The sequence below is a fragment of the Psychrobacter sp. H7-1 genome (assembly GCF_904846585.1).
GTDB classification, from domain to species: Bacteria; Pseudomonadota; Gammaproteobacteria; order Pseudomonadales; family Moraxellaceae; genus Psychrobacter; species Psychrobacter raelei.
On record NZ_CAJHBH010000001.1, the window covers coordinates 171,598 to 184,920 of the forward strand.

Here is a 13,323-nt window from a genome sequence, read left to right on the forward strand (position 1 = left end):
TGGCTGTCATGACCCCGCAGCTTATCTTCTACTCTGGCAGGTCGTGACGAATGTGATCAGGGCTTAGGCCAAAAGAGAACACAAAAGTCGCCACAAGGCTGTTGACGACCACAAAAGGCACATCAAGGCTGGCATGACCCAGTACAAATCGCCCCAGTAATACAGAAATCAGCAGCATCAGGGCAAAAAACAGCGCTAAATACAGTCTAATTTTGGGATGTTTGAGCCCATAAGGCTGATTAGGTCTTGGCCCTTTTTCTAAAACATACAGCCTAATTGCCCAGCCGGCAGCATAGGCCAAAGCGCCCATCAATAAATAATTTAAAAAACCCATGGCTGAATTCCTACTCATGAAGCCGCCCCACCGATGCCATAGGCTCGATAAGGCTTAGCTTTGCCTACCTAACTTATCATCATTTTAAACAGCGAAGATACAAAAATAACGGCCAAGCTACTCAACCTTACCCGCTGGCCTAATGGTGATCTTGCCCACCTCTTCCATACCGGCTATATTGCTATGCGGATTGGACTGCATTTCTTGCGCTGGTGTGTCATCACAATCCACTTTATAAATGGTGTTTTGACCTTGCAAGATATAGCCCAAATACGGACTGTCTAATGAGGGGTCAATATTGACATAGGCCTGCTTGACATTCGCCATTACCAGCACTCTATCCGGACGACCTATCATGGCCATTAAGTCCTCAGGCTTGACAGGAAAATACTTATCTACCTGCTTTAAGGGCATTGGCTCAAGCGGCTCTGGATCATCCCATACTCTATTGGCAGATTTGGGCTCTTTCATTTGCATCACCAGCTTACCCGCTTGCTCGCTGACTTTAATTTGAGCTGGCTCTTCATGGCTGACGGTATAACAGCCTGCAAACAGCTCGGCATGCTTTTTGATAGAGGCAGCAGAGGTTACATCCTCTGCACTGTCCATGGTCTGACCCTCAGGGGCATCGTGACTGTCACAGCCTGCCAGCACCGCAGCGCCCGTTAGCAGTAAGGTAGAAGCTATATTGGATAAATTTAGTGATTTCAAAATAGTATTTCCAATCATAATAAAAGGGTCTAAGCCGTTAAGCAGATTGCCATTTTAACAAACTTACAGCCCTTCTGGGTACGCTTATCAAATATTAACTACGCCAGCTCAAATAGCGTCGCTATTTTTGTTATACTAAGGGCACAATTTGGGCAGCGCCTGCCTGATTTTTGGCTAATACGATTATTTTCCTATTGGCCGGTGACTACTTTTTTTGCCAATCTTATCTGCTGTGAGCTTTTATGTCTGTTTTGCATCCCAAACCCAATACCACCATAGCTTTTACTGACGGCGCTTGTAAGGGTAATCCTGGCCCTGGCGGCTGGGGTACATTGTTGGTGCTCAGCAGCGGAGAGCAAGTGGAGTATTTTGGCGGCGAAAAACACACCACCAATAACCAGATGGAGCTGATGGGTGCCATTGTTGCGCTACAACAAAGCCCAAAGGATCAGCTATTAGAGATTTGGACCGATTCAAGTTATGTGAAAAATGGCATTACTCTATGGATACAAGGCTGGAAGAAAAAGGGCTGGAAAACTGCTGCGAATAAACCGGTTAAAAACCAAGAACTGTGGCAGCGCTTAGATAGCTTGCAAAGCGGCCGCGACGTCAGCTGGCACTGGGTAAAAGGCCATGCAGGCCATGAAGGTAACGAAAAGGCGGATGAGCTGGCCAATCGTGGTATTTTATCCTCCTCAGAGGACTTAAAAAAAAACTAACTCAAACGCCTAAGCCAAGCCTGACACCCAGCACCGGCTTGCCTGATACGGACACTCTCCCACCGCTCTCTCAAAATATTAAGAACACTGCCTCTATGACTCCTGATAATTCTAAAACCGACTGGCTGCTCAACGACCCCTTAGGCTTCGATGAGATGGAAGCTGACACCCAAGAGCCTGCTGAGTATGATGACTATTATGCTGCCCAAGACCCTGCAGACTTTGACAATAAAGCATTAGATGCTGAGCCTATGCCGCAAGCCACACCTGATCAAGACTTGAGGGACACTGCGGAACCGCAAGATGCTATGGCGCCGCAAATGGCTGAGTCACTAGAAGCTAACACCCCAGAGGTGGCATTTGATGGCGATACCAGCCGAGCCAACCCTCATTTTAAGCCATTACTGCCGCAGCCTATTAACCGCGGTCTTAGCGGTCGCCAGCTGATTATGGATACCGAGACCACCGGACTAGATGCGCTAAAAGGTGATCGCATTGTTGAGGTGGGTATCATTGAGCTGGTGGATCGCAAATTTACCGGCGAGAAACTGCATGTCTATATCAACCCTGAGCGTGGTATGGATGAAGAAGTTATCCGAGTTCATGGTATTAGTGAAGCTTTTTTGGCAGACAAACCTACCTTTGGTCAGATCGCCAAGCCGTTATATGAGTTTATGCTCGGCGCTGAGATAATCGCGCACAATGCTTCGTTCGATATCAGCTTCTTATCGATGGAATTTGATCGAGTGGGATTGACCGGTTTTGCTGATCAGATAAAAATCACCGACTCTTTAGCGTTGGCCAAGCAGCAGTATCCAGGCCAAAAGAATACTTTGGATGCCTTGGTACGCCGCTTGAATGTGGGTAAGATGGACCGCACCTTCCATGGCGCCTTACTCGACTCGGAGATTTTAGCCGAGGTATATCTGGCCATGACCGGTGGCCAGGTTGCTTTAGCCATTGATGAAGATACCCAAAGCGAAGGCGCAGGCTCGCACGCAAGCTTTGCGCATTTGGCAGATAAGCTGGTTACCGCCAAAGCCCCTCTAAGCGATCATGTCCTGTGGGTGGCCAAGTTATTAAAAAAATACCCCAATTTGGCCCAAACCCAAGGGGTTAGCTGTTTTTATCAAGTTACCCAAGACACGCAAGTGCCAAGTGTGCTACTACAAAAGCCTTTTGTCCGCCCCACTCAGGCGCAGCAGCAAGGATTTAATAGCCCCTTAGTGTATGATGTGAGCCTGGCCGACAACTTATATCTTGCCGTAAGCTAAGCTGTGATTGATTGATAGCTAAGTTTGTACTACAGTGATAAAGACGCAATAAGGACATACTCGCGCCATAAGTAGCTATATGGATTTATTTATTACTTGGTAACCTCTATGATCTCATCAGCCTCATCACAGCGCTTAGCGCCACCACAAGCCATTAGTATCACAAACTTTGATTTATCAGCGCTTTATCTGCTGCGCCCAGAAATCCAAATGATCTTAGATAATTGCGAAAAGCATCTAAGTGAGTTTTATAATGATAAAGCGCAGGCCCCACTGCTTTTGGACTCTGCGGCGATGCTGGCGCAGTTAGGCTCAGTGTTTAAGTTAATCTCACTTTATGGCAGTAGTGAGTTGGCACACGCATTATCAGCAGGGTTTAAGCACCTTTATGATCACGGTGATAATAGCAAAAAAGCGCTGATTTTAAGTCTGTTAGAAGCGATTATGATTCAGGCCCGTTATGTGGAGTTTGTGCTACTTCAAGAGACACTAGAACCCTCATTGCTATTGCCTATTATCAATAAAATTAATGGCTTATTAGGACACAGCCTAATTAGCGAGACAGCTGTCAGTGTAGAAGGCCTAAGCGGTTATCAACATATAATCTTAGCCAATCCTGCCCAAAACTTTCAGCCGGTGGCTAAGTTAGGGCTCAATCATGAGCTACTTACCACTGCTTATCGCGCAGGCCTTGCGGTTGTATTGAGTGCCAAAACCTCAAAATTGACCGACTCTGAACGAGACAAGATTAGCGCCATGCATCAAGCCTGCACAGTTATTGCGGATCAATCAGACAGCCTATTTTGGCGAGCCGCTCAAGTGGCTACCCAGCATTTGGCAGAACTATTACCGCTGCAGCCAGCACAAAAACGGCTATTTATCTTTATTGATCAGCAGTTTAATACCGACTTGCCAACCGATAATCGCCGCTTCGCTGAGCTTGTCAGTTTTGCCTGCTTGCAACCTGGTGAGCTTGCCGGCCGCTTAAGACAGCAAGTCACTGCCAATAAATTAAGTGACTCGCAATTAAAACAGTTTAAGCAGTTTTTGCATGGCCCCGATCAAAAAATCACCGGCACCATACATACTTTGATTCAGCAGCAAATCAATGACATCAAAGCCGATATCGATGCCCAAATTAATGTATCTTTATCTGCTGATGGTTCAGAGCAGCCAGTCGTGCCTAAGTTTCATAGCGCGACAGATAAGTTGGCTCAGCTGGCCTCAATCTTCCAGCTGTTAAACTTACCAAAAGCCGCCCAGAGCTTAAAAAATAGCATTCATGAGATTGGTAAATGGCATCTCCCAAATGATGAGCAGCTTGATATATTGCTGTCTCAGCTGATGGTTGCCGAGAATGCTGCTATAGGCTTATCCAAAGCACATATCCCTGGTGCCGCCATGCAACAAATTAATAATGCTAATATTTCAATTTATCAGCTAGATACCGCCTATCAACAGCTCATTAAGCAAAGCCGCCGTGTTATTCGCCAGCTTGAGCAAGCAATTGGTGAGTATCTTGATAGTTTATACGCCTCTAATACCGATGCATCTGTGCAGCCTCAAAGCTTGCTACAACAGATCCCAGCGACGCTCAAACAACTCGCCGGTGCGCTACAATTTTTGGCATTAAGCGATGCGGCCAATATGATTAACCGCTTGCGACTACAGCTTGATGAAAGCTTATATATTGATGATAATAAGCACCCTAAAAAACAGGAGCAGACGTATGATACGTTTGCCAACCTTGCCACTGTGTTATTGGCCATTGACCATCAGCTTAGCGCACGCCAGCAAAACTACCCTATCGGTCAATATGCCATGCAGGTGGCCAATAGCAGTTTGGCCAAAGTGTTGGCGGCGTAAACGGCCTGTTTTCATTTTATTCAACTTATTTTGAGGTACTTGTGAGCACTGATCGATTAAACGCCCTTCCCATCTTATTTAATCGCTTAGGGCTTGAGAGCCTGCCTGCACAACAGCGTGAGCGCATTGCTGCTGTAGATGCCATCTTACCTCAGACTCAGTGCGGGCTGTGTGATCATCCTGACGGCTGCCTACCTTATGCAGTGGCCATAGTGGTTGATGATGAAGCGCATAATAAGTGTGTACCCGGCGGTCAGCCTGTCAGTAATGATATAGCTGATATTTTAGGCCGTGAGTCGCTGCCTGTGCGTCAGTCACAATGGCCTGTGGATGCTCATACCGGCCGCCCTACTGAAGTGCGTGCCATTATCCGTGAAGATGACTGCATCGGCTGTACCAAGTGTATTCCGGCATGCCCAGTGGATGCCATCATTGGCACCGGCAAGCACATGCACACCATCTTTACCGACCTATGTACAGGCTGCGAGCTGTGCCTAGCGCCCTGTCCATTTGACTGTATTGACCTGGTGGAGCTGCCACGCGATATAGCGCTTGAAACGCCGGAGTATAGAGCCAAAGAGCAGGCGCATTTAAGACAACGCTATCACACTCACCTAAACCGTGTGGCGCAGCAGATGACAGACAATACCCATGCCAAGCCGGTGACTAGTATGGTAGAGACCATGATTGGTAATGCCTCGCATCAAAGCCTCGACATTGACGAAGATCAGGCCAAAGCCACCATTGCTGCAGCCAAACTACGCACCAAAATCAAAAAGCTTGAAAAGCAGCTTAGCGTGCGTGCCAATGCTACCAAGCAAGCTGAGCTTGATGCGCTCAAACAGCAGTTGATGCTTATTGCCGGTTAATTGCCAAGCTATTTTATGAGTGTAGAGTTATGAGTAAAGTGGTTAAACACAAAACAGCCGATACCCCACCATCAAGACGCCTACCCAATCGCGATGTACGCCCTTTTTTTGAAAAATTGGCCGCAGCCATCGATGAGCCGGTCACAGAGCTTGAATACAGCAGTAACTTTGAGCTGCTTATCGCGGTTATCTTATCGGCGCAAGCTACCGATGTCAGTGTCAATATTGCCACCCGCAAGCTGTTTGCAGTGGCCAATACCCCCGAGGCAATCTATGCGCTGGGTGAAGAGGGCTTGAAACAGTACATCAAAACCATTGGCCTGTATAATTCAAAAGCCAAAAATGTGATTAAGGCCTGTAAAGACTTAGTCGATAAACACAACAGCGTGGTGCCTGATAACCGCAAAGACTTAGAGGCGCTGGCAGGTGTCGGCCGAAAAACCGCCAACGTGGTATTAAATACCGCCTTCGGCCAGCCCACAATGGCAGTCGATACCCATATCTTTCGAGTCAGCAATCGCACAGGACTTGCCACTGGCAAAACGGTTCTGGCAGTCGAACATAAGCTGATTGAACGTGTCCCTGATGATTTTATACTCGATGCCCATCATTATTTGATTTTGCACGGCCGTTACACCTGTCAAGCACGTACTCCAAAATGCGGCGCTTGCCCTGTTTATACAGAGTGTATGTTCAAAGACAAACAACTATTTGCTGAGATGTGATGTTTTTGGGCTCATTTTTGTGCTTTGACTTATGCTAAAACTAACTAAGCCGTTTTCGACCGATGAATAGTGGCCAAGTCACTAGAGTTTTGGCCAACTTCAAGGTAAAATATGCTATTTTAAATTCTACGTTTGTCTTGTCAGATTTTATCGATTATCGTCTTGGCCTTTTTTAAAGCTCTGTCGTATGTTTTTTAAAACTCTATCGGATGAAAATCGCAAGTTCCTGAACACAAGCCCTGACTATAAGTGACTCCCTCATTATGCATGACTATCAACTTTTTACCTCAGAATCTGTAAGTGAAGGCCATCCAGATAAAATGGCAGATCAAATATCAGATGCGTTGCTTGATGCTATTATGCGTGAAGATTTACACGCCCGTGTGGCCTGTGAAACCTTAGTAAAAACGGGGGCAGTGGTTTTAGCGGGCGAAATCTCAACCACCGCCAACATCGATATCGAGCGTATCGTCCGTGATACGGTCAACAGTATCGGTTACAACCATTCAGACCTAGGCTTTGATGGTGAAACCTGTGCCGTTATAAACATGATTGGCAAACAGTCTCCTGAAATCGCTCAGGGCGTTGACCGCATGAATCCAGAAGACCAAGGTGCAGGCGATCAGGGCTTAATGTTTGGTTATGCCAGTAACGAAACTGAAGTATTAATGCCAGCGCCTATCGAATTTGCACACCGCTTGATGGAGCGTCAATCAGAGCTGCGCCGCTCAGGTGAGCTAAAATGGCTGCGTCCAGATGCCAAAGCTCAGGTCACTTTAAAATACACCAACGGTACCCCATCAGCCATTGACGCAGTGGTACTGTCGACTCAGCATGATCCAGACATCTCACAAGCTGATTTACAAGAAGCTGTGATGGAAAACATCATCAAGCACGTGTTGCCTGCTGACTTATTACATGCCGGTACTCGCTATCACATTAACCCCACCGGTAAATTCGTCATCGGTGGCCCTGTGGGCGACGCCGGTCTAACAGGTCGTAAAATTATTGTAGACACTTACGGCGGTATGGCGCGTCATGGTGGCGGTGCCTTTAGTGGTAAAGACCCATCAAAAGTGGACCGTAGTGCGGCTTATGCGGGTCGTTATGTGGCCAAAAATATCGTAGCCGCAGGTCTGGCTGAGCGCTGTGAAGTTCAGATCAGTTACGCCATTGGTGTGGCTGAGCCAACCTCCATTTCAGTCAATACTTTTGGGACAGCCAAAGTTAGCGCTGAGGTGATCATTGAGCTTATCCGCACCCACTTTGACTTGCGCCCTTATGGTATTACCCACATGTTAAATCTGCTACAGCCTATGTACCAACAGACGGCCACTTATGGTCACTTCGGTCGCCCAGGCTCTGAGACTGCCTTTACTTGGGAAAAAACCGATAAAGCCGAAATCCTAAGAGCAGATGCCAATATTTAGCCAATATCTCATAGTAAGCGCTATAAAGAATAAACAACGGCTCTAAATTTTAAAGTAAATAAGTTGAATCTATTATGACCGACAATAACACCACCCAAACCCCTGAGTTGTCAAAAGACATCGAAGCCTTTTACAAACGTGCTGATGCCATCATTGAATTGGCCAACAGCCAATTAGGTCCAGAATCACACTCAGGTCAAGTAGGCGCCTCTTTGTTGTATGCTGCAGCTCGCTATAGCTCTTCTGTGGCTTCAATCGGCTTCGTTAAAGGCAGTGATTTGGCTAAAGAAAAACAAGAGATTATCGAGTTTTATACCAAGCAGTATCGCCAAATGCTCAGTGACAACTTAGATGACTATGCTGAGAACTTCGATAAATATGTACAAACCGGTTCAGCGCAAAAATAGAGCAGATTATCGGCGTTAACCCGCTTTCTGTTTTTTTTATCAGACAGCTTTTTGGTATCAGACAGAAAAATAGCCCACAAACGTGGGCTATTTTTTTTGCTACGCTATACTTATACGCTGTTAATCGCCTGAGATAATCTTAGGAGGGCCTTTCAAAAGCTCTTCATCAACGAATTCATCAGCAGTATTGTGCTCAGCCGACTCCTCGGTAATAAACCACTGATGAGCGCGGTATAAGATTAAGCGGTCACGGCTTAAACCTCGCATTAAGGAGTACATCATCACCACTATCACCACGGCAAATGGAAAGCCTGCTACAATAGCTGCCGCTTGTAACGCACCCAATCCACCTGCTGCCAGCAAAATAGCAGCTACCAATCCTTGAGCCACTGCCCAAAATAGACGTTGAATCTTAGGAGGATTGGCATCACCACCTGAGGTTAACATATCAATCACGAAGCTTGCAGAGTCTGATGAGGTCACAAACCACAGCACAATCATCACCACAATCAGCAAGGTGGTGGCCTGAGTAAAGGGGTAGAACTCCATCAGTTTAAAGATGGCATTACCATAATCATTTTGCACCACTTCGATAAAGCCTGGGTTGCCTAGTAGCTCCATATTCACCGCCACCCCACCAAAGGTAGTGAACCAGAAGAATAAAATAGCCATTGGCACAAATAGCACGCCCAATAAAAACTCACGAATGGTGCGGCCACGGCTAATACGAGCAATAAAGACACCAACAAAAGGTGACCAACTTACCCACCAAGCCCAATAGAAAATGGTCCAAGCAGACTGCCAATCTGTCTTAGAGTAAGCTTCATTCCAAAAGGCCAACTGAATTAGGTTTTGGACATAGTTACCAATATTTTCGACAAAGCTGTCCATAATGTACTGACTGGGGCCCAATATAAAAGCAAAAGCCAACAGCACAAAGGTCAAAAAGATATTAAGATCGCTTAACCGCTTGATACCTTTGTCCAAGCCTAGCATTAATGAGCCACAGGCCAGTAAGGTAATAAAGCCGATCAACACAATCTGTATGGTGATGTTGTTGGGCAGATTAAATAGGCCCTCTAGACCTGAGTTAATCTGTAACACGCCAAGACCCAAAGTTGTCACCACACCGAACATGGTACCAAATACCGCTAAGGTATCTACTGTATGGCCCCAGCCGCCATAAATGCGCTTACCTAATATAGGGTATAGCGCTGAACGAATGGCCAGTGGTAAACCACGGCGAAAATGAAAATAGGCCAAAGACAGCGCCACAAACGCATAAATGGCCCAAGCATGAATACCATAATGCAAAAATGAGATGTTCATCGCCTGTTTGGCGGCTTCCACGCTCTCTTTCTCGCCCAAAGGTGGTGCCATAAAATGGTACACTGGCTCAGCAGTACCCCAGTACATAATACCAATACCAATGCCTGCCGAGAACAACATGCCAATCCAAGATGGCAAACTATACTGCGGTGCTTCGGTCTGATGTCCCAGACGAATGTCGCCATATTTACTAAAAATTAAATACAGACACATCACCACTGCGGCATTCATGACCACAATAAAAAACCAACCAAACCTGTGGGTAATAAAGCTTTGGGCTTGTGTAAATACGGTATTGGCCACTTTTGGAAATAGAGCCCCAAAAATGATAAACCCGACAATCAATACAACTGAGGCTATAAATACCGGCTTATTGACCTTGGGAAAAGGACCCAATCGACCAATTTTCAACTCACTCATTTATCTACCTTGTTTTAAAAAGTAGCCACCTTAACAATCCTCTTAATAATAAGCAATTTTTGCAACAGCTTTGCTGTAATAAATTAACCAACTTTAATTGATTTTTTTATCAAAGTATGAAAATCCTATTAATTAACCTAAGCCACGTCTCCCTAGTAAATAGTAAGCCGCCTCTTTATTATCCATAAAAAAAGCTCAGTTACTCTTAACTAAGCTTGCGCATCTCCTGCTGTTTTTATTTTAAAGATAATATTAACTAAATCAAAAGTATCATAAGCCATGTGTTGGCCGCTGTCACTGATCTAAGCCGCCTTGATATGATGACTTGTGGCTTAAAAGTAAAAAACCCCTTACCTACTTACGTAGATAAGGGGTGTGCTGTGTGATAAATCCAGTTGCCTATCCGTCTGCTCTAAGCACAGTTAGGCTTTGGTGAAAACTAGGTTATCTTCGTCATCCACATCCACTTGGATGGTATCACCGGCGACAAATTCACCCGACAACAGCTTTAATGACAAGGGGTTTTCGATCTGCTGCTGGATAGCACGTTTTAGCGGACGTGCGCCATACACAGGGTCATAACCCACAGCCACCAGCATATGCATCGCATCAGCAGACAGCTTGATGTCCATCTCACGCTCTTTTAAGCGGCTGCGTAAACGATCCAGTTGGATGTCGGCAATACCGGCCATCTGTGACATACCAAGTGGATGGAAAACCACAATCTCATCGATACGGTTCACAAACTCAGGGCGGAAATGCTGACCGACAGATTCCATGACTGATGCTTTGATTTCTTCATAATCATCACCGGCCATCTCTTGGATTTTGTGCGAGCCTAAGTTACTGGTCATGATAATGACTGTGTTTTTGAAATCCACCACTCGCCCCTGTGAATCTGTTAAACGGCCATCATCAAGCACCTGAAGTAGAATGTTAAACACATCAGGATGCGCTTTTTCTACCTCATCGAACAAGATAACGCTATAAGGCTTACGGCGAACCGCTTCGGTCAATACACCGCCCTCTTCATAGCCCACATAGCCAGGAGGCGCACCCACTAAGCGGCTGACACTGTGCTTCTCCATGAATTCACTCATGTCGATACGCACCATCGCATCCTCACTATCGAACAAGAAGTTGGCCAGTGATTTGGTCAGCTCAGTTTTACCCACACCGGTTGGGCCTAAGAATAAGAAAGAGCCTGATGGACGGTTGGGGTCTGATAGACCTGCACGGCTACGACGCACCGCATTGGCCACTGACTGCACCGCTTCATCTTGACCGACGACTCGCTCATGCAAGCGCTCCTCCATCGTCAGCATCTTCTCACGCTCACCTTGTAGCATTCTGTTGACCGGAATACCGGTAGCCGCCGCCACCACTTCAGCAATTTCGTTATCGGTTACCTTATTGCGCAGCAGCTTGATACCATTGCCTTCACCCGTCTGCTCTTTTTGCTCAGCTAAGTCAGACTCGGTAATGCGTTTTTCTAACTGCGGAATGGTCTCATACTGCAGCTTACTCATGGTCTCATAGTCACCCTCACGGCTGGCTTTGTCATAAGCAATACGCGCTTTATCCAGCTCGTCTTTTAGCTGCTGACTGCCTTTGACCAGCGCTTTTTCTGCCTGCCAAATCTCGTTAAGATCAGCATACTCTTTTTCAAGCTCTTCAATCTGCTCATCTAATACCTTACGTTCTGCTTGAGCGCCAGCATCTTCTTCATTTTTTAAGACTTCACGCTGCATTTTTAGCTGAATTAAGCGGCTGTCAAGCTTACCTAAGGCTTCAGGCTTGCTGTCCATCTCCATACGCAGACGGCTTGCGGCCTCATCCACCAGGTCAATGGCTTTATCAGGCAGCTTACGGTCGGTGATATAACGATGACTCATGCGCGCCGCAGCAATAATAGCGCTGTCTTGGATATCTACCCCGTGGTGCAGCTCATAGCGCTCTTTTAGACCACGCAAGATGGCAATGGTGTCCTCGACTGTTGGCTCATCGACCAATACTTTTTGGAAACGGCGCTCAAGGGCAGCATCTTTTTCAATATACTGACGGTATTCATCCAGCGTTGTTGCACCCACACAGTGTAGCTCACCACGTGCTAAAGCAGGCTTTAACATGTTGCCAGCATCCATCGCCCCATCCGACTTACCTGCGCCCACCATCGTGTGTAGCTCATCGATAAATAAGATGACATTGCCTTCTTGCTTGGCCAAATCATTGAGCACGCTTTTTAGACGCTCCTCAAACTCACCGCGATATTTTGCACCAGCAATTAGGGCACCTAAGTCTAACGATAACACCTCTTTACGGCGCAGACCCTCTGGCACATCGCCATTAACGATTTTTTGAGCCAAACCCTCAACAATGGCGGTTTTACCCACACCAGGCTCACCGATAAGTACTGGATTATTCTTAGTACGGCGTGACAACACCTGAATGGTACGACGAATCTCTTCATCTCGGCCAATCACAGGATCAAGCTTACCAAGCTCGGCACGCTCAGTTAGGTTAATGGTATATTTATTTAACGCATCACGTTGATCTTCAGCATTTTGATTGTCCACAGTCTGCTCTCCCCGCAATTGTTCGATAACCGCTTTTAATTTCTCAGCAGTAACACCGGCTGTATTAAACAGTTTTTTGGTATCGCCTTGTTCCGCTAACACCAATAATAACCATTCGGTAGCAATATAATCATCGCCCGCTTTTTGGGCTTGACGGTCAGCTAAGTTAAGCACTTTCACCGCATCTGGGCTTAAGTTGACTTCACCAGTTGGATTGGCAATCACTGCCTGATTGTCCAAGGCTTTGGCCACGCCATTTTTTAGTGCCGGAATACTGGCACCGGCTTGCTGACATACCGAGATATTAGACTCATCTTCTAATAAAGCGGCCATAATATGCACCGGTCCAATACTGGTGTGGTCTCGACCGATGGCCAGACTTTGAGCTTGTTGGAGCGCTGCTTGTAGCTTTTGAGTGAATTTATCAAATCTCATAGGATTGTCCTTGTAATAGGCGTATTTTATATTTTTTATATCAATTGTCTAAAAGCAATCTTTAACTTAAGGCATAAATACTATACACCTGTTGTTAACTTATACCAAACCCAACAATTAAAGTTGCGCCCAAGCACGAGCAGTTAACGACCGAATTCTTTGTGGCTGTTTAAGCAAATTATTCCAAGCCAAGCAAGTGGCATCGACAATAGCCTCATAACTGTCATA

At 46.1% G+C, this 13,323-nt stretch carries 11 protein-coding genes; 7 read left to right on the top strand and 4 right to left on the bottom strand.

Annotation, left to right across the window (positions count from 1 at the left end; genetic code table 11):
• Positions 1-28: 28 nt before the first annotated feature.
• Positions 29-352 carry a hypothetical protein gene (locus JMX92_RS00725; protein ID WP_227535524.1) on the bottom strand — a complete coding sequence of 108 codons (324 nt, stop codon included), beginning with the start codon at positions 350-352 and terminating at the stop codon, positions 29-31.
• Positions 353-451: 99 nt separating this feature from the next.
• Positions 452-1,045 (bottom strand): hypothetical protein, encoded by a 594-nt coding sequence (locus JMX92_RS00730; protein ID WP_227675219.1) that lies wholly within the window; start codon positions 1,043-1,045, stop codon positions 452-454.
• A gap of 242 nt (positions 1,046-1,287) precedes the next feature.
• Between JMX92_RS00730 and rnhA the strand changes: the two genes are divergently transcribed.
• The 7 genes from rnhA to JMX92_RS00765 all read left to right on the top strand — a co-directional run bounded on the left by rnhA (position 1,288) and on the right by JMX92_RS00765 (position 8,335).
• Positions 1,288-1,764, top strand: coding sequence for a ribonuclease HI (rnhA, locus tag JMX92_RS13740; RefSeq protein WP_041773298.1), 477 nt, complete (start codon positions 1,288-1,290; stop codon positions 1,762-1,764).
• A 95-nt stretch (positions 1,765-1,859) separates the two neighbouring features.
• Positions 1,860-3,038 carry a DNA polymerase III subunit epsilon gene (dnaQ, locus tag JMX92_RS00740; protein ID WP_201543317.1) on the top strand — a complete coding sequence of 393 codons (1,179 nt, stop codon included), beginning with the start codon at positions 1,860-1,862 and terminating at the stop codon, positions 3,036-3,038.
• Between the two features lie 108 nt (positions 3,039-3,146).
• Positions 3,147-4,904, top strand: coding sequence for a hypothetical protein (locus tag JMX92_RS00745; RefSeq protein WP_201543318.1), 1,758 nt, complete (start codon positions 3,147-3,149; stop codon positions 4,902-4,904).
• A 41-nt stretch (positions 4,905-4,945) separates the two neighbouring features.
• Positions 4,946-5,773, top strand: coding sequence for an RnfABCDGE type electron transport complex subunit B (locus JMX92_RS00750; protein ID WP_201543319.1), 828 nt, complete (start codon positions 4,946-4,948; stop codon positions 5,771-5,773).
• A 29-nt stretch (positions 5,774-5,802) separates the two neighbouring features.
• Positions 5,803-6,498 carry an endonuclease III gene (gene nth, locus JMX92_RS00755; protein WP_011960153.1) on the top strand — a complete coding sequence of 232 codons (696 nt, stop codon included), beginning with the start codon at positions 5,803-5,805 and terminating at the stop codon, positions 6,496-6,498.
• A 263-nt stretch (positions 6,499-6,761) separates the two neighbouring features.
• The gene (metK, locus tag JMX92_RS00760) at positions 6,762-7,928 is read left to right on the top strand and encodes a methionine adenosyltransferase (protein WP_201543320.1); all 1,167 of its coding nucleotides are present in this window, start codon (positions 6,762-6,764) and stop codon (positions 7,926-7,928) included.
• Between the two features lie 74 nt (positions 7,929-8,002).
• The gene (locus JMX92_RS00765; protein WP_011960151.1) at positions 8,003-8,335 is read left to right on the top strand and encodes a DUF3144 domain-containing protein; all 333 of its coding nucleotides are present in this window, start codon (positions 8,003-8,005) and stop codon (positions 8,333-8,335) included.
• A 120-nt stretch (positions 8,336-8,455) separates the two neighbouring features.
• On the opposite strand, the gene JMX92_RS00770 is transcribed toward JMX92_RS00765, so the two are convergent.
• A complete protein-coding gene (locus tag JMX92_RS00770) occupies positions 8,456-10,084 on the bottom strand; it encodes a BCCT family transporter (protein WP_201543321.1) in 1,629 nt (542 codons plus the stop codon).
• Between the two features lie 422 nt (positions 10,085-10,506).
• Positions 10,507-13,095 carry an ATP-dependent chaperone ClpB gene (gene clpB, locus JMX92_RS00775; RefSeq protein WP_011960149.1) on the bottom strand — a complete coding sequence of 863 codons (2,589 nt, stop codon included), beginning with the start codon at positions 13,093-13,095 and terminating at the stop codon, positions 10,507-10,509.
• Between the last annotated feature and the right edge of the window lie 228 nt (positions 13,096-13,323).